Origin of the sequence: Bradyrhizobium valentinum, assembly GCF_001440405.1 — a bacterium.
Taxonomy (GTDB): Bacteria; Pseudomonadota; Alphaproteobacteria; order Rhizobiales; family Xanthobacteraceae; genus Bradyrhizobium; species Bradyrhizobium valentinum.
Window position 1 is genome coordinate 16,170 of record NZ_LLXX01000197.1, and the last position, 16,627, is coordinate 32,796.

Below are 16,627 nucleotides of genomic sequence, written 5' to 3' on the forward strand. Positions count from 1 at the left end.
TCAATCCATCGTGATAGGTCACGGGGAGGTGCTTCTTCGCCACGGGCTCTCCTTCCGGGCGGCTTCACACAAGTGCCGCGAATGACGAGCTCCGCACGCTCTTCTACGGTCTGGCAGCGCTGGTCACGAGCTTCAGGCCGAGACCGAGCATGACGGCGCCGGCCGCTCGATCAACCCAGGACTTGCAGGACAGATAAGCCCGTTGCGGCCCTGACGACGAGAAGAGAACGGCGACCAACGCATACCAGGCCGCCTCGACAAGGAACACGGCCGCAAGCAGCACCGCCGCGAAGCCCATGGAGAAGGACGCGGGGAGAAAGGCAGCGAACACGCTTGCATAGACGATGGCCGCCTTCGGATTGCTTATCTGTGTCGTGACGCCCAGCCAGAACGCGCGGAGCGTCCCGCTACTGCCTTGATACTTGTCTTGAGGGTTACTTTGGCCGTCAGCACCGGGGGCCGCGAGAGGCTGCTGCGCCGATCTGAATATGAGATAGCCCAGGTAGCAAAGGTACAGGCCTCCCACGATCTTGAGGCCTGCATAGAGCGCCGGCACAGCCAGCAGGACACTCTGTAACCCGAGGAGCGCCGCCGCGCCGAAGAAAGTGCCGCCGGCGCCCATGCCCAGCGCGGTGGCAAGGGCGCGGGCTCTGGTTGACGCCACCGCCACGCGGGCAACCATGACGAAGCTGGGCCCAGGGCTGACCACGCCAACAGCGAGCGCGGCGACGATGCTGGCGAGCGTTACGAGTTCTTGCATGGCTGGTCATCCGGTGTTGGATGCAGCACGGCTATTCGGTGTGTGGCGGCGCGTCAATCGCCCAGTCCGGATCGGCACCGAAGGGATGATCCATGAAGAACACCCAGGTGCCGTCAGGCAGGCGGCGGTGAACCTCCATGCCGTGGTGATGGACCTCGGTCGGCTTGCCGGCTTTGTCGGTGCCTTTGATAAGCCACTGCGACCGCGTCATCGCGAAGTCGCCCGAAACCGTCGTGTGATGGGTCACGACATCCATGTGCGGCTTCAATCCGACATAGGCGGCCATCGTCTTGCGGATGCCGTCGGCACCACGCGCCACGGTGCTGCCGCCGTGCACTTCATCGACCTGAACGATCGAAGCTTCGGGGTGGTACATCGCGGCCGCGGCATCGACGTCCTGCGCATTGAAGGCGCGTGCCAGCCAGAGATTGCAAAGCTCGGGGGACGGAGCACCCATTTCTCAACTCCTATTGAAGTTTGATCTGTTGAAGGTTGATCGATCATCGCCCGCTGGACGGCGATCGCATGCTTCAAAGCTGGATCGGCTTCATCTTGTGGTTCCTCATCTCGCTGCCCGTTGCGCGACAGGTAGTATCTGGCGGCACGGAAAGCACGTTGGAATCGCGCCAGCGCGGCTTGCGAAACTGCAAGCCACTCCTATCCTATCCAGCCATGGAGGACTGGAACGAGCCTCAACTCGTGTTGGCGGTGCATCGGGCAAGCAGCCTCACCGGCGCCGCCAAAGCGCTTGATATCGACCATTCGACCGCGTTCCGGCGCCTGAATGCCCTGGAAACGCGGCTCGGTGTCCGGCTGTTCGAACGGCTTCCAGGCGGGGCGTATCAGGCGACGCCGGCCGGCGAGCGGATGGCGGCAGCGGCGGAGCGCATGGAAGATGAGGCGCTCGGAATCGATCGCGACATTGCCGGCCGGGACCACCGCCTCTCCGGCCGCTTGCGCGTCACCTCCTCAGAGACTCTGGCGTATAGAAAGCTGACCAGTCACCTCGCAAGGTTCCGGCAAACCCATCCCGGCATCGTTGTCGAGCTCGTGATCGACAACCGCGTCCTCAGCCTCTCGCGCCGCGAGGCGGATATCGCGCTTCGTCCGATGCGGCCGAAGGAGGGCGATCTCTGGGGCCGCAAGCTCGCCGATGTCGCATGGAGCGTCTATGGCGCTATCAGCTATCTCGAAGAGCGAGGCGGCGCCGTTTCATCCCCGGAAGATCTCGGCCGCCACGCGCTGATCGGATGGGAGGATACGGCGGTCGGCATCATGGCTGCAGATTGGCTGAACAGAACGGTGCCGAGTGACGCCTTCGTTTATCGGACCAACAGCCTCGTCAATCAGTTCATCGCCGCGAAGGCCGGTATCGGTCTCGCGCTGCTTCCCTGTTATCTCGGCGACGAGGATTCCGACCTCGTCCGCGCGCTACCGCATCCGGTGCCGGACCTGGCCGGTGAACTGTGGATCGTGACCCACGCCGACCTGAAACGGACCGCGCGGATCCGTGCGTTCTTCGATCTCGTTGGCGAAGGCCTTGCCCGTGAGCACAATTTGTTTAGCGGGCGGGCAGACGTCTCATAGTCTAGACCTTCTCAAGCTTCTGCAGGCAGCGGGTTACGCCGACCTCCGGCGGCATCGGCGTATCCGGAAAGCTGGTCTTCCAGTCGGTGACGCCGACCTCGCCTATATAGATGTCGCCCTTCGAATCCAGCGCGATGCCGTGGGGCGCGAGGAATTTGCCGGCCTCCAGCCCCGGGCCGTTCTCGCCGCCGAGGCGGGCGATCCGTTTGCCTTTTGAATCCACGATCGAGAGCCTCGGGCCGAGATTGGGCACCTTGCGGTTGACCGCCAAGCCGGGCCCGAGCTCGCCGACGATGAAGGTGGGCTGCCTGCCGCCGCAGCAGCACAGCGCGCAGGGCCGGTGCAGAAAGTTCCACTGCGTCTCGTATTTGCCGTTGCCGTCGAACACCTGCACGCGGTGGTTCTCGCGGTCGGCGACGTAGACCCAGCCGTCGGCGTCGGTCGCGATGTTGTGGACGATGTTGAACTGGCCGGGATCGGTGCCGGGTTCGCCCCAGGTCTTGAGCAGCTTTCCATCGGGCGAATATTTGTGGACGCAGGCATTGCCGTAGCCGTCCGAGACGTAGATCTCGCCCTTTGGCGACAGCGCGGTATGGGTGCAGCGATGGAACGGCTCGCCGCTCATGAACGGCGCGGGCTTGTTCGGAATGCCGATGGTGAGCAGCACCTTGCCGTCGGTCGAGCACTTGCGCACGGTGTGGTCGCCGTCGTCGGTGCAGTAGAGATTGTCGTCGGCGTCGATGTGCAAACCGTGGGCGCGGTTGAACAGGCCTTCGCCCCAGCTCTTGATGAAATTGCCCTCGCGATCAAGCACCACCATCGGGTGGTCGCCGCGGTTGAAGACGTAGACGCGGTCCTTGCTGTCGACCGCGACCGAAGCGACGTCGGTCAGGCGCCAGCCATCAGGCAGCTTTGCCCAGTTTTCGGCGACGCGGTAACGGTGCTCGCCCGAGCCGAGAATGACCGACATGTGTTTCTCCCCATTTGTTGTTGATGCGAGTGTCGCAGACGCTGGTTCAGGCCGCGAGGGGGCCTTTGCGCATGGCCCCGTCGCGCAAAGGCCATGTCGCGGCGACGTGGTGACGGTGCTCGACTCGGTCAGGGTGCGAGCTCTGCTCTAACCTCACCGAGCAGCGCCATGCCACCTAACCGACCCAATTCGTCCGAACATTTCGCGCTCTTGCCGTAGCAGCCGAATGCAACCGCTACGCGCTCCGAAAGCGGTCCGATGCAGGGCAGGCCCGTGTCGCTGAAGGTGGTCATGCAAGGCACGACGCGGCGTTCTTCGAAATTGAGGTCGCGAATACGGTCAAGGATCTGCTTTTGAAGCGCATCAGCAACGTGAATCAATCCGCCCGATTGGAACCAGTCCTTGATATCCGCCTCGCTTTCGAGCGGAAGATCGACCGGATCACCGCCGAGCTTTAACCAGGTGTGGCCGTCCGGATAGGGGATTGGCGGCAGAATATAGGGATTCTCCCCCTTGGGCCCGATACAACGCATCGACGGCATTCCGGCTAAACGTTGAACCTCCGCCGCACCAAGCCGAAACAGCGCCACGGTACGCCCATAGACCGTAAAACCCAATGATCGACCGAGCAGTGATTGGGTATGCCCGCCTGCCGCAACGAGGACACGCTCGGCCTCGACACTGCCCGATCTCGTCCGGACCGTCACGCCAGAGCCGCTTTCCGAAATTCCCAGCGCAGGTTCGTCGATGATCCGAGCCCCGGCGCGCTCCGCCGCGATCGTCTGCGCCCGGACCAAGCGGCGCGGGCTGATGTATCCGGCATTGCGCGGCTCGAGATACCCCTGCATTCCCGCCGTTGATCTCAGAAACGGAAATCGCTCCGCGAGCCTCGTATCATCATATGCTTCACAAAGGATCCCGGCCTCAGCGGTGATTTTGCCAACCGAAGCGACGTCGCTGCTTTCGCCAGGGCCAACGTGCAGCACCCCAACTTCCCGGTAGAAGTCCACACCGCTTTCCGCTGAAATCTCGTCGTAGCGCGAAATTGCAGCGCAGTTCATTTGCACCCAAAATGGCTCCGGATCGAACCTCCTCGTGATACGGCCCTCATCGTAGTGGCTTCCAAAGACCCCGTTATGGCGCGAATAGTCTACCGGCTCGTCGGGCCCGATCAGTGCAACATCATGGCCCATTTTGGACAAATGTCGCGCAGCCGCCGACCCGATCATGCCACGTCCGATCACCGCAAGTTTGATCGCTTTATCAGCGCTCACGATTAACTCCTACGCCTTGCTGTCATAAGCAGCATGAAATCCACCACGTCAGAACCACGCCTGCTGGCCACGGCATTGGGTCACGCCAAATGCCTAATCTATATTTCCGATACTTTTACAGGCCATTGTCTTTCGGCACTACGAAACGCCAAACTTCAGAGACCTAGCGAAGGGTCGCAACCCGCTTCGAAAAGACGGCCAGAAACTATCTCGCCGTCGTAATCATCGCCGCTACAATCCTATGGATCAGATAACCGTCCACACGACCTAGCCTTCCATATCCTCCGCCGCGATGATCCGCTGGCGAAGCGCCAGGCGTACCAATTCGATGTCGGAGCCGACGCCGAGCTTGGCGCGGATCTGATAGCGGGTGTTGGCCGCGGTCTTGACACTGATATGCAGCGTGTTTGCGATCTCATCCACGGATTTCTCCGCCAGCAGCATGCGCAGGATTTCGAATTCACGCGGGCTCAGCGTGTCGATTGCCGAAGGCTCGTCGGCGAGCCGGTTGATCGCGAGTTCATGGTCGATGTCGGGGCTGAGCGCGATGCGTCCGGCCATGACCTCGGCGATGGCGCGCAGCAGAGCGTCGGGCGGGTTGCTCTTGGTGACATAGCCGCGTGCGCCGGCCTTGATCGCCTGGATCGCATAAGCGGCGCTCTGGTGCATTGAGAAGACGAGGATGCGCGCGGACTTGTCCCATTGCCGGATGCGCCTGATGGCCTCGACACCGCCGATGCCGGGCATTGATATGTCCATGATGACGAGATCTGGCCCGGTCTCCTTGTAGATGCGATAAGCCTCGGCTCCGCTATCCGCTTCGGCGACGACCCGTAGGCCATCCTGCTTCTGCAACAGCGAGCGATAGCCCTCGCGCACGATGGCGTGGTCGTCCACCAGCATCACGCGAACGTAGCTGCCGGCGTCGTTCGTCCTCAAGGCTCCGCCCTCATGTTGGGAATGCTGACGACAAGCCGGGTGCCGCCCGCGGCCGGCCGCTCGAAATGCAGCGTTCCGCCGAGCGAAACCACGCGCTCCTGCATGCCGAGCAGTCCCATGCCGATTTTCGGCCCGGGATTGCCACACGCCGCCTCGCCGTCGTCCTCGACTATCAGGACGATGTCGGCCTCTCCGGCTTCGAGACGCAATTGCACGCACCTAGCCTGCGCGTGCTTAGCCGCATTGGTAATCGCCTCCTGCGCGACACGATAGAGATTGGCGGATATGGCGGGTGGCAGACCGTCGACCTCGCCAATGATGGCAATGTCAAAGCGGGTGCGGCCTTTCTCGTAACCGTTCCAGCTCGCAACCAGGCTTTCGAGGCTGAGGGTGAGGCCGAGTTCCTCGATATCGGGCGGACGCAGGCGCACGAGCGCGCCACGCAAGGTTTCCATCATGCCCGCCGTCGTGCGCGAGATGCCACGGCATTCCCCCAGCAGAGGCGGGCATTCGCGCTCCGCCGTATGGGCGGCGGAGGCAGCTTGGGCCGCAATGGCGGTGAGCGACTGACCGAACTCATCGTGCAGCTCGCGCGCAAGGCGCTGCCGCTCCTCGTCCTGCACTTCTATCAGCTTCCGTGTCAATGCGTTGCGCTCGGCAAGCGTGGCCTGCAGCCTTTGCGCAAGCGTATTGAAGACGTCGGAGATCGCCGACAGCTCCGCGAGATCAAATCGGGGCAGGCGCGCGGAAAGATCGTTTGCGGCAAGCCGTTTCAGCCCGACCTGAATCGCCTGTGTGGGTCGCAGCGCGCGCGCCAGCGCGGCATAGACGGCAAGGCAAAGCCCGGCCAGGGCGAAAGCCATGATGGCGAGCAACCGGCTTACCTCGCGCCAGCTCTGGCCGATCTGTGCTGCTGCGTCGAAGGTCGCGACCGCAACGCCGCGCGCACTCCCGTCGACGAGGACGGGCATCGAGGTCGGCTCACCCGGACGAAAGATGGCGCCATAGACCGATGCAAAAAATTCGGGCGCGGTAAGTTCGTCGGAGAGCGCACCGCTGCAAACACCCTGGAGAAAGGCTCCAGCATTGTTGCGATAGGCGATGCAGAGGCCGGGCTCCATCAGCGCCGCGACCCGCTGCAAGTCCGGCGTTGCGCTGGTGGATACGGAGGCCCACTTCGGTTGCGATTGCTGTAACGAAAGGTCCCTGGCCACGATTTCGGCAATGCGGCTCGCCTTGGCCCTGGCGACCCTGTCGCTGTCAAATAAGGCGTAGGCCGCCACGGCAATGAAGCAAACCGCCGCCAGTGCGACGACGCGTAACGCCAGCCGCAGCTTCAAATCGACGGCGCGTGTCGGGCCCGCCTTGAAGTCGGTTGCCTGTCGCAAGCTTCCTCCCATTACTTCGACTATAGAGGCAAATTTCGCCGGGAAGAAAGCGCGGCAGGCCAAGATCGGGTATTTCACCCGGACGATCGAAGGAAAGTCGCCGTATCGGTGCGGCAACGGATCGGGCGACATGGTGACGATTTGGCAAACGCCGAGTTGCCAGTTCCAGGGTTGATCCCATGCGCTGCATCGCCTTCATCCTTGCGCCGGCAATGTTGCTTGCAGGTGCGGCTGCGACCGGGACCGCCGAAACGGTCGCGCCGCTTCCGATCAAAATCGCGGTCTTTCCGTTCGAGCTGGAGGATTTCAGCGGTGGAGCTGCCTTCATCCCGCCCGACGAGATCGACCGTGAGCAATTGCGGCTTTCGACGGAAGAGGCGCGACGGCTGATAGCGGAATCCGGACGCTACCAGCTCGTTGACGTCAGCGCCGTGAACGAGCCGATGGCGAAGGCAGGAAAATTGCGCGACTGCGAAGGTTGCGACGCCAAAATTGCCGCCGGCCTTGGCGCGGATCAGTCGATGGTCGGAATCGTCACGCGCATCGGGCGGACCGAATATGCGGTGACCTACAAGATCCGCGACGCCCGGTCCGGGGCGCTGGTGGACGTCAAACAGACCGACCTGCGCATGGGCGCCAACGTGGCCTGGAGCCGCGGCGCGCGCTGGTTGATTCAGCGCCGTCTGCTGGAGCAGGCGAAATAGTTGCCAGAACGAAACGCACGTCACGAAATGCCAGGGAAAGATTTGCAATGGAAAAGCTGATGAAGTTACGTTCGCTGGGCCTCGCTTTGGCCGCTGCCGCCCTTGTCTGCGCCTATCCTGTTCGGCAGGTCCATGCGCAGGGTGAGCCGCCCGTACTCGCGGTCGCCGAAATTGAGTACATCGACACCTCGGGCGAGGTCATCGATCAACGGGCCGACCATGTGCGGCGCTTGCGCGAGTTCGAAGCCTCGCTGCGGACCGATCTCGTGGCGAGCGGAAAGATACGGAGCGTCGACCTCGATTGTCCGCCAAACGCCTGTTCGGTCGGCGACATTACTGCCGCGCAGTTGGTCGGCAAGGCGCAGGCGGCCGGCGCGGCTTTTCTCGTGATTGGCAGCGTTCAAAAGATGAGCACGCTCGTTCAGTGGGCAAAGTTCAACATTATCGACGTGGAGGCACAAAAAGTGGTCTTTGGTCGTCTCTTCAGCTTCCGCGGCGACAATGACGAAGCCTGGCGCCGCGCGGAATCCTTCGTTGTGCAGCAAATCAGGGATCGCGAGGCGGAACTCACGCGCCCCGCGGCAACAGCCCTTCCTCGATCGCCTTGATCTGCAGCGCGAGATGCTTTGATCCGATGCGGCATTGCGCGAGGCCGCCGGCGATCAGCCAGAGGCCGGGCTGGCCGGTGCGGGTGTACATGTTGCGCAGCTCCTGCTCCTCGCCGAACCCCCAGATCGTGCCGACGCGTTTCTCCACCGTCTCGCCGAACAGTTTTCGCACCAGCTCTTCTTGGCGCTTGTAGCCGGTCGCCAGCACGACAAGGTCGGCGGCGATCGCCTCGCCGTCCTTCATCTTTGCGCCACTGGCCGTGAACGTGTCGAGATCGGCGAATTGCCTGAGCGCGATGTCACCTTTGACGATCAGGTCGGAGCAGCCGACGTTGAAATAATAGCCGCCGCCGCGGGTGAGGTATTTGAACTGCCAGCCGGTATTGTCTTCGCCGAAATCGAGCTTGAAACCGACGCGCTCCAGGCCATCGAGCAATTCCTTGTCGAGCGCCTTGGATTTCTCCGCCGTCAACGCGTGGCTCTTGCGCGCCAGTTTCAGCGGCATCGAGACAGTGATCAGATCGTTATCCTCGAGCGTGCCCTCGTTGTAGGGGGCGTAGACCAGTTGGGCCGACGGCTCGATGCTGACCACCAGCGTGGACGAGCGCTGAAACAGCGTGACATGCGCGCCGCTAGAATACAGGTCCTGCGCGATGTCATGGCCGCTGTTGCCGGTGCCGATCACGATGGCGCGCTTGCCCTTCCAGTTCTCGCCGTCATCATACCGGCTGGAATGCATCACCTTGCCGGCGAAATCCTTCAGCCCGGCAATCTCAGGCACGCTCGGAATGCCGCTGACGCCGGTCGCCAGCACCACATGTCGCGGATGCATGGTGCGCGTGCCGCCATCGGCGCAGCGCAGCGTCACCGTCCAGCGGCCTTCCTTCTCATCATAGCTGCCGCCCTCGAACTCGGTCTCGGTCCAGAAGTTCAGCTCCATGGCTTCGACATAGGCCTCGAACCAATTGGCGAGCTTGTCCTTCGGAATATAGGTCGGCCAGTTCGGCGGGAAGTGCAGGTAGGGCAGGTGGTTGACCTGCACCTGGTTGTGCAGCGTCAGCGCGTGGTAGCGCTTGCGCCAGTTATCGCCGATGCGTTTTTCGCGATCGACGATCAGCGTGTCGACGTTCAATTGCTTCAGCCGTGCGGCGATGGACAGGCCCGACTGACCACCGCCGATGACGAGGACGGTCGGATCGCGGTCGGCATAGCTGGCCGAAGCGTTACGCAGGTCGAGCCAGTTGGGCCCGCGGAAATCACGCGAATAGGCATTGCCGCGCGGCCGATTGACGCCGAGTTGCTCCTCGAAACCCTTCAGCTCGCCAAGCTCGGTCAGGAGCGTCCAGGCTTTCAGGCGGTTGCCATCGTCCACATCGGGGATCAGGCGGATGATGCCGCTGCCGCGCCCGACTTTTGTCTCGAACTTGAAGATGGCTTCGATCGCGCTGGTGCCTGCACGCATCACTTTGCGCGGTGCGGCACGACCGGGGGCGATCGCGAAGCCGCCGGGCTTAGCGCTACGGGCCAGCGGCGGCAGCGCTTTCAGGATCGCGTCTCTGCCGTTCAGCGTCTGAATGTTCCAGCTCAACGCCAGCACGTCGCGCCAATAGCTGTCGGGGTGGAACAACTGATACAGCAGGGCGCCGTCGGGTTTTCCGAGCGCTTCCTCGAACTGTGCAAGCCAATTGTCGGCGGCAACCGAACTGTCGTCCGTCCTGTCGAGCATGGGCGTTTCCCGTCACGAGCCGTCTTCGCGGCGTTTCCCTGTCTGCAAAGCCTATACCTATTCGGGACGGTGCAGAAAGGGCGTGAGGGGATGCCGCCTATTCCGATAAGGACAGGATCAACCCCTGGTCCGGCGGGACGCGGCCGTTGAGGGTATCGAGATAGGCGCGTTGAACGGCCGCAGGCCCATGGCCTTCGCGCACATCGATCCATCGGTCCAGATTCGGGACGAACCCGGACCACGCCGCTCCAAACCGCATGTCGACGCCGCCCGGTCCCCATTCCTTGGCGCGCTTGCGGATGTGGTCCGGCGCGAAAAAGAACTTAGGCTTGGCACCCGGCAGGAGCTGCTCCGGTTCATCGGGCGATGACTTGCGATGCGTGAGCCCAATGATTCCGCTATATTTCATCTGCTCACCGAAGTGCCGGTGCAGCGTCGCGCGTAACGGGCTATTGCCCGCCATATCGACATACGCGACCGCGGAACTCGTCGGCAGCGAGCTTACATTGTCGTAGGTCACGACCTCGTCGTAGCAGCCAAGCGATTTGACGAAGCCGGTGTTACCCGCCGACGTCAGCCCGATCACCTTGATGCCGTTACCTCTGGCGTGCAGAAGATGCGCGAGACCGTAAGCAGTCTTGCTGGAAGCGGAGGAGAGCAGCACGCTTTTCGCGCCGTAGAATTCGTTCTCAGCAAGGAAATCGTCGACCAGGAACGACAGCATGAACAGCGGCCGCAGCAGCGCCTGATGGTCGCCCTGCTTGCCCGCAAATGCCGGGTCTCCGCTGACGCGCGCATAGGCGTTGTAGACCGGCGCCACGCCCTGGCGGTGCGCGGCGGCATCGCGCAGGCCGCGCTTGCTGATGTCGGCGGCCTCGATGACGAGATGCGTCGACATCGGGAAGTAACCGAACAGGATTTCACCCTCGGCGATGCCGGGATGCCTTGAGGCGATCACTTCGCCAAATCCCCACACCGGAACGTTGCCGAAACCTGCGGGCGCCGGGAAAAGCTGCCAATACTTCAGGTGATCGCCGAGCACCGCGTAAGTAATGTTGTTGGCGGTGAAGGCAAAGCGCGTGACTTTTACCAGCAATGCTTCATCGGGCAGATCAGCCGCGTCGGGCAGTTGCGTCTCGATCACCTTGCATTGCTGCAGATCGTTGCGGGCGACGATGAAATCGGTGGATGGCATTGTTTCGATCCCTGCTTCTCACGTGCAGCGATCTTTGCGCCGTCCGATGATCCTTTTGCAACAGCAATGATGTTTAAAACGCTGTTCGATTTTGTTGCGGGGCGCGTGTGACTCTCGCCGTCATTCCGGGCGACGCGAAGCGTCGAACCCGGAATCTCGAGATTCAGGGTTCGCGTCTGCGACGCGCCCCGGAATGACGCTACGAAGAACGTTTTCTCACCCGATCGCGCGCAGCCTACCTTCCGCATGGAGATCGCGCAGCTTGCGCTTGAAAATCTTGCCCGTGGCCTCGCGCGGCATCGCATCCATGAACTGGATGTCCTTCGGCACCTTGAAATTGGCGAGGCGTCCGCGCAGGAATTCCTGCACCGCGGCCGGGGACAGGGACGCATTCGCCTCCAGCTCGATACAGGCGAACAGCCGCTCGCCGAATTCGTCGTCAGGGACGCCGAACACCGCGCAGTCGCGCACGCCGTCCATGCCGATCAGCGCGTTCTCGATCTCCGCCGGATAGATGTTGACGCCTCCCGAGATCACCATGTCGCGCTTGCGGTCGCACAGGAACAGATAGCCGTCTTGGTCGAGGTAGCCGACATCGCCGACGCTGACGAGACCGTCGCGGCCGGCTTCGGCGCGCGCCTCGGCCTTGCCGTGATAGTCGAAATCGGGCACCGAAACCTGCCGCATGAAGATCTCGCCGGGTTCGCCGGCGCCGCACAGCGAACCATCGGGGCGGAAGATTTTGACAATGCCGCCCTCGATCGCGCGGCCGACGGTGCCGGGTTTTGCGAGCGCCTCCTCGGCCGAGTGCCACACCGGAATGCCGGTCTCGGTCGAGCCGAAATATTCGTTGATGACCGGTCCCCACCACTCGATCATGGCGCGCTTGACCTGCGGCGGGCAGGGCGCCGCGCCGTGCACGATGAAGCGCAGCGAGGACAGGTCGTAGCGTTGCTTGACGTCATCCGGCAGCCGCAGCAGGCGGACGAACATCGTCGGCACCATGTGCATGTGGGTTACACGATGACGTTCGATCAGTTGCAGCATGTCTTCGGGATCGAAGCGCGGTTCGAGCACGATTTTGCAAGCACTGCGGAACGCCAGCATGCCGTAGGAGTTCGGCGCCGAATGGTACATCGGGCCGTTCATCAGGATGACCTGGTCCTCGTTTGGCTTGACGCCATAGGCGATGCCGCCGACCTTCGCGGAGGCCGCGGCCTGATCCGGCGTCATCGGCTTGCGGCGCACGCCCTTGGGTAGCCCCGTCGTGCCCGAGGTATAGAACATCGGCGCGCTGCCGATGGGCGGCTGCTTCGATTCCGCATGCGTGTCACGCCAGCGGTCCCAGTCCGTCATGCCGTCGGGGACTTGCGTCAGCGAAGGCGCAACGTTGAATGTCGCGGCGATTTCCGGCGGCGTCGTTACCACGAGTAGTCTCACATCGGCGGGCAGGCCGCCCCTGATCTGCGGCAGCAGGTCGGCGTGACAGACCAGGATTTTCGCGCCGCTGTCGGCAAGGATATAGGCCACTTCCTCGGCCTTCAGGTGCCAGTTGATCGGCACCACCGGGCTGCCCAGCGCCGCCGCGGCCCCGGAGACCTCGAAGAACGCAAAATCGTTGCGCAACATCATGCCGACCGGCGTTCCGCCACTGATGCCGAGCATCTTGAAGCCCGTTGCCGCCCGCGCGATGCGGGCGTGGATCTCGGGGTAGCTGATTTGGCGTTCGCCGCTGATGAACGATGTCATGTTTCCTCCTGGCCGGCCGAAACGCGTTGGCCTAGCCGTCATCCAGAATGTCGTCGAAGCCGATCCAGCTCTTGCCGTCGAAGCGACGCAGCCGCAATTGCTGGAACGGCAGATAGTCGTCGGCGCCGGTCGATACCGTGATGCCCGGCAACAACAGCGGCAGCGGCACCTCGCGCAGCGATGCCGCCTGTTTCATGATGTTCTCGCGGCTGAGATCGTCCTTGCAGGCCATCAGGACTTTCACCATGAGGTTCGCATAATGATAGCCGGCAGCGTAGTTCGAGTTGGTCAAATCCGCATTCGGCAGATACTGCTTCATGAAGGCGAAATACTCCTTCACGCCGGGATCATTGGCCCATTGCGCGTCCAGCGTGTCCTTCACGTTGCTGGACGAGATCAGGCCGACCGCATTGTCCAGGCCGGCCGGCTCCAGGAACGAGATCGACGAGGCCGAAGTCGGCACGAAGAACACGTCCGGCTTCCAGTTGAGCTCGGCAACGCCCTTGATCATCTGCGAGGTGAACTTGCCGAGCACGACGCCGAACATCACGTTGGCCCCGGAGGCCTTCAGCGTCGCAAGCTGCGAACTGATGGTCGGCGCGCTGGTCTCGTAGGTTGCTTCCGAGACGATCATGGTCGCGGCGTTGTCTCCCAGGCCGCGTTTGAAGCCGGCGACGTAATCTCGGCCGAAATCGTCATTCTGGGAGAGGATGGCGATTTTGGCGTCGGGCTTGGTCCGCAGGATATGCTTGGCATAGACGATGCCTTCCGACTGGTAGGCCGCCATTCCCGGCATGGTCCAGCGGAAATTCTTCGGGTCGGCCCATTTGGTCGCGCCGCTCAGCACAAAGAGCTGCGGCACCTTCTTGCCGTTGAGGTAGCGATGCACCGCGTTGTTGGTGGCGGTCCCGAGCGAGCCGAACATCAGCAGTACTTCCTCCTGCTCGACGAGCTTGCGGGTTTGCTCGACCGTCTTGGGCGGGGAATATGCATCATCGAGGCTGATGAATTTGATCTTGCGGCCATTGATGCCGCCCTCGGCGTTGATCTTCTCGAAATAGGCCTCTTGCGCCCGGCCGATGATGCCGAAGCCGGATGCCGGTCCGCTATAGGGCAGGGTCTGCCCGATGCGGATCTCGTCCTTGTCGCCCTCGGCGAGAGCGGTCGTACTTCCCAACAACGCGAATGCGATCATCAACATAGGTCGCGACACTCTCATTGTTTCCGTCCCTCTGTTTTGCTTTATTTGATCGTCTATTGGAACCGGCGCGTCTTAGGCGCGCGCTCGGTTGAGAAAATCGCTGCTGGCCTCGGCGAACTCGTACTTGAGCCGTTCCACCAGTTCGGCAACCGGCGGCGCGTCCGTGATCTGGCCGATGCCCTGGCCGGAGCCCCAGATGTCGCGCCATGCCTTGGATTTGGTGTTGCCGCCGGAGCCGAAATTCATTTTCGACTTGTCGGCGACCGGCAAATTGCCGGGATCAAGGCCCGCGGCCACGATCGATGGTCCGAGATAGTTGCCGTGCACGCCGGTGAACAGGTTGGAATAGACGATGTCCTCGGCAGCGTGCTTTGTCAGCGCGGCCTTGTAGGCCGGATCGGCATTGGCTTCCCGTGTTGCGATGAAGCGCGTGCCCATGTAGGCCATGTCGGCGCCGAGCGCGAGCGCCGATGCGATGCCCCAGCCATCGGAGATCGCGCCCGACAGCAGAATGGTGCCTTTGAACCACTGCTTCACCTCGCGCAGCAGCGCGAACGGCGACAGCGTTCCGGCATGGCCGCCGGCGCCGGCGCAAACCAGAATGAGACCGTCCACACCATGTTCCGCGGCCTTGCGCGCATGCTTGACGTTGATCACGTCGTGGAACACGACGCCGCCATAGGAATGCGCGGCCTCGACGACTTCGATCGGCGGGCGCAGCGAGGTGATGATGATCGGAACCTTGTGCTTCACGCACGTCTCCATGTCCTTCATCAGCCGGTCGTTGGAGGCATGGCAGATCTGGTTGACCGCGTAGGGCGCGATCTTCTTGCCCGGATTCTGTGCCCTGTATTCGCCGAGCTCGTCCTCGATCTGCGTCAGCCACTCGCCGAGCTTTTCGACGGGCCGCGCGTTCAGCGCCGGAAACGAGCCGACGATGCCGGCCTTGCACTGGGCGATGACGAGCTCGGGCCCGGACACGATGAACAGCGGCGATCCGACCACCGGCAGTTCGAGCGTATCGGCAAGCGAAGCAGGCAACGGCATTCGATCTCTCCCTTTGCGACACAAAGCCGGCCCAAAGTCCGGAACGCGCCGATGATGTTGATTGAGAGCGCCGGACCGCGGGCCGAGCCACCGGCCGGGCGCTGATTGTTGCCGTCATTATAAGGCTGGACGACAGTCGCCACCTGTTCAATATTGAACAGATATTCATCCAGATATGAACAGCCTTAAAGCCGTGCGGAGCGCCGATGGACTGGGATCTGTGCAAGAGCTTTGTCGCGGTGGCCGAAACCGGCAGCTTCGCGGCCGCGGCGCGCCGCTTGCGCTCCAGCCATCCGACGGTGGGACGAAAGATCGCCGAACTGGAAGGTCAGCTCGGCGTTCCCCTGTTCGCGCGGTCCAATGACGGCTTGGCCCTGACCTCGCACGGGCAGAAATTTCGCGAGCATGTCGAGGCCATGGCGGCGGCGGCCTTGCGCGCCGAGGCCGCGGTTTCGGCGGCGGGCGCGCAGGCCCGCGGCGTGGTCAAGCTGTCCATCGGGGCTACGCTCGCCTCGCACTGGCTGATGCCGCGGCTCGGACCGTTCCTGCGCACGCACGACCATATTCAGCTCGAGATCATCACCCATCCGTATCCGGCCAGCGTGCGCCGCCGCGAGGCCGACGTGGTGTTGCGCCCGGTGGACAGCGGCGAAGAGAACCTGATCGGCCGCAAGATCGGCCGCCTTGGTACCGGCTTCTACGCCTCGCGCGATTACGCCGCGCGGCGGCGCCTTCCAGAACGGCGCGACGAATGGAAGGGACACAGCGTCATCGGCTTCGCCGACCGCGCCTCGAACGAGCGGCTGGCGCGCTGGAGCGACGCGATCACCCGGCAGGGCTCGCTGGTGATGCGATGCTCGTCGCAAGGCGACATGCTCGCCGCGGCGCGCGCGGGCCTGGGGATTTCAACGCTGTCCTGCTTTGTCGCGGCCGCCTATCCGGATCTCGTCCGCGTCGCACCGCAGAAACTCACCAGCGTGGCGGACCTTTGGCTGCTGGCGCACCCGGACCTCGTCGAGCTTCCGGCGGTGCGCGCGGTGATCGATTTCGTCACCGCTTGCGCGCGGGAGGATCGGGTGAGATTGCGGGGGTGAGCTTGTCGGGAAGCACGCCTTCGCGTTTCTTCAAGACCCGGTAATAACTCCACCACAAATGCGCCGCCGCGCCGCGCAGCGGGCGCCACGGTTCGGCGAGCGGCGCCATCTGTTTTTCGGTTGGGCGTGTCTTCAGGCCGAGCCCGATCTTGATCGCCTCCTGCACCGCCAGGTCGCCGGCCGGCCAGGCGTCGCCATGGCGGAGGCAGAACAAGAGATAAACGTCGGCAGTCCATGGGCCGATGCCGGGCAGCGCGGTCAGCGTGTGGTGGGCGACGTCGGCGTCTTCCTCGGCCAACACCTCGAGGTTCAGCCGCTCGGCGGCGAGTTCACGCGCAATATTCTTCAGCGTCTTGATCTTGGCGGCCGAAAGGCCGAGCCGGCC

Annotated in this window: 16 protein-coding genes and 1 pseudogene; 5 read left to right on the forward strand and 12 right to left on the reverse strand. The window is 63.0% G+C overall.

Going from position 1 to position 16,627, the window contains the following annotated elements:
* Positions 1-103: 103 nt before the first annotated feature.
* Together CP49_RS34925 and CP49_RS34930 are read right to left on the reverse strand one after the other, a co-directional pair.
* Positions 104-760 (reverse strand): LysE family translocator, encoded by a 657-nt coding sequence (locus CP49_RS34925; RefSeq protein ID WP_057854649.1) that lies wholly within the window; start codon positions 758-760, stop codon positions 104-106.
* A gap of 31 nt (positions 761-791) precedes the next feature.
* The gene (locus CP49_RS34930; protein ID WP_057854650.1) at positions 792-1,217 is read right to left on the reverse strand and encodes a YybH family protein; all 426 of its coding nucleotides are present in this window, start codon (positions 1,215-1,217) and stop codon (positions 792-794) included.
* A gap of 68 nt (positions 1,218-1,285) precedes the next feature.
* On the opposite strand from CP49_RS34930, the gene CP49_RS34935 reads away from it, so the two are divergent.
* The gene (locus CP49_RS34935; protein ID WP_245311039.1) at positions 1,286-2,347 is read left to right on the forward strand and encodes a LysR family transcriptional regulator; all 1,062 of its coding nucleotides are present in this window, start codon (positions 1,286-1,288) and stop codon (positions 2,345-2,347) included.
* Position 2,348: 1 nt separating this feature from the next.
* Here CP49_RS34935 and CP49_RS34940 read toward each other — a convergent pair whose 3' ends face one another.
* Together CP49_RS34940 and CP49_RS34945 are read right to left on the reverse strand one after the other, a co-directional pair.
* Positions 2,349-3,317, reverse strand: coding sequence for a peptidyl-alpha-hydroxyglycine alpha-amidating lyase family protein (locus CP49_RS34940; RefSeq protein ID WP_057854651.1), 969 nt, complete (start codon positions 3,315-3,317; stop codon positions 2,349-2,351).
* Positions 3,318-3,445: 128 nt separating this feature from the next.
* Positions 3,446-4,591 (reverse strand): NAD(P)/FAD-dependent oxidoreductase, encoded by a 1,146-nt coding sequence (locus tag CP49_RS34945; protein WP_063791825.1) that lies wholly within the window; start codon positions 4,589-4,591, stop codon positions 3,446-3,448.
* 167 nt (positions 4,592-4,758) lie between these two features.
* On the opposite strand from CP49_RS34945, the pseudogene CP49_RS43880 reads away from it, so the two are divergent.
* Positions 4,759-4,845, forward strand: a pseudogene (locus CP49_RS43880) (IS5/IS1182 family transposase); the annotation flags it as partial.
* A 13-nt stretch (positions 4,846-4,858) separates the two neighbouring features.
* On the opposite strand, the gene CP49_RS34950 reads toward CP49_RS43880, so the two are convergent.
* A complete protein-coding gene (locus CP49_RS34950) occupies positions 4,859-5,494 on the reverse strand; it encodes a response regulator (protein ID WP_057854682.1) in 636 nt (211 codons plus the stop codon).
* A 32-nt stretch (positions 5,495-5,526) separates the two neighbouring features.
* Positions 5,527-6,918, reverse strand: a complete 1,392-nt coding sequence (locus tag CP49_RS34955; protein WP_245311040.1) for a sensor histidine kinase — start codon at positions 6,916-6,918, stop codon at positions 5,527-5,529.
* 179 nt (positions 6,919-7,097) lie between these two features.
* On the opposite strand from CP49_RS34955, the gene CP49_RS34960 reads away from it, so the two are divergent.
* Entirely contained in the window at positions 7,098-7,622 is a 525-nt protein-coding gene (locus CP49_RS34960) for a DUF3280 domain-containing protein (protein ID WP_057854653.1), read from the forward strand.
* A gap of 47 nt (positions 7,623-7,669) precedes the next feature.
* Positions 7,670-8,230, forward strand: a complete 561-nt coding sequence (locus tag CP49_RS34965) for a DUF2380 domain-containing protein (RefSeq protein ID WP_057854654.1) — start codon at positions 7,670-7,672, stop codon at positions 8,228-8,230.
* Here CP49_RS34965 and CP49_RS34970 read toward each other — a convergent pair.
* The 5 genes from CP49_RS34970 to CP49_RS34990 all read right to left on the reverse strand — a co-directional run bounded on the left by CP49_RS34970 (position 8,190) and on the right by CP49_RS34990 (position 15,148).
* Entirely contained in the window at positions 8,190-9,956 is a 1,767-nt protein-coding gene (locus CP49_RS34970) for a flavin-containing monooxygenase (protein ID WP_057854655.1), read from the reverse strand. The two genes, CP49_RS34965 and CP49_RS34970, sit on opposite strands and share 41 nt — an antisense overlap.
* A 97-nt stretch (positions 9,957-10,053) precedes the next feature.
* Positions 10,054-11,151, reverse strand: a complete 1,098-nt coding sequence (locus CP49_RS34975) for a DUF2855 family protein (RefSeq protein WP_057854656.1) — start codon at positions 11,149-11,151, stop codon at positions 10,054-10,056.
* Between the two features lie 216 nt (positions 11,152-11,367).
* Positions 11,368-12,900 carry an acyl-CoA synthetase gene (locus CP49_RS34980; RefSeq protein WP_057854657.1) on the reverse strand — a complete coding sequence of 511 codons (1,533 nt, stop codon included), beginning with the start codon at positions 12,898-12,900 and terminating at the stop codon, positions 11,368-11,370.
* Between the two features lie 31 nt (positions 12,901-12,931).
* Positions 12,932-14,101: an ABC transporter substrate-binding protein gene (locus CP49_RS34985; protein ID WP_420807680.1), complete on the reverse strand. Its 1,170-nt coding sequence runs from the start codon at positions 14,099-14,101 to the stop codon at positions 12,932-12,934.
* 72 nt (positions 14,102-14,173) lie between these two features.
* Positions 14,174-15,148 (reverse strand): NAD(P)H-dependent flavin oxidoreductase, encoded by a 975-nt coding sequence (locus tag CP49_RS34990; RefSeq protein WP_057854659.1) that lies wholly within the window; start codon positions 15,146-15,148, stop codon positions 14,174-14,176.
* A 206-nt stretch (positions 15,149-15,354) separates the two neighbouring features.
* Between CP49_RS34990 and CP49_RS34995 the strand changes: the two genes are divergently transcribed.
* Complete coding sequence (locus CP49_RS34995; protein ID WP_057854660.1) at positions 15,355-16,242, forward strand: LysR family transcriptional regulator; 888 nt, start codon at positions 15,355-15,357, stop codon at positions 16,240-16,242.
* Here CP49_RS34995 and CP49_RS48255 read toward each other — a convergent pair.
* A partial coding sequence (locus CP49_RS48255; protein WP_420807677.1) for a DNA-3-methyladenine glycosylase family protein occupies positions 16,199-16,627 on the reverse strand: 429 nt, incomplete at its 5' end. The genes CP49_RS34995 and CP49_RS48255 overlap by 44 nt on opposite strands.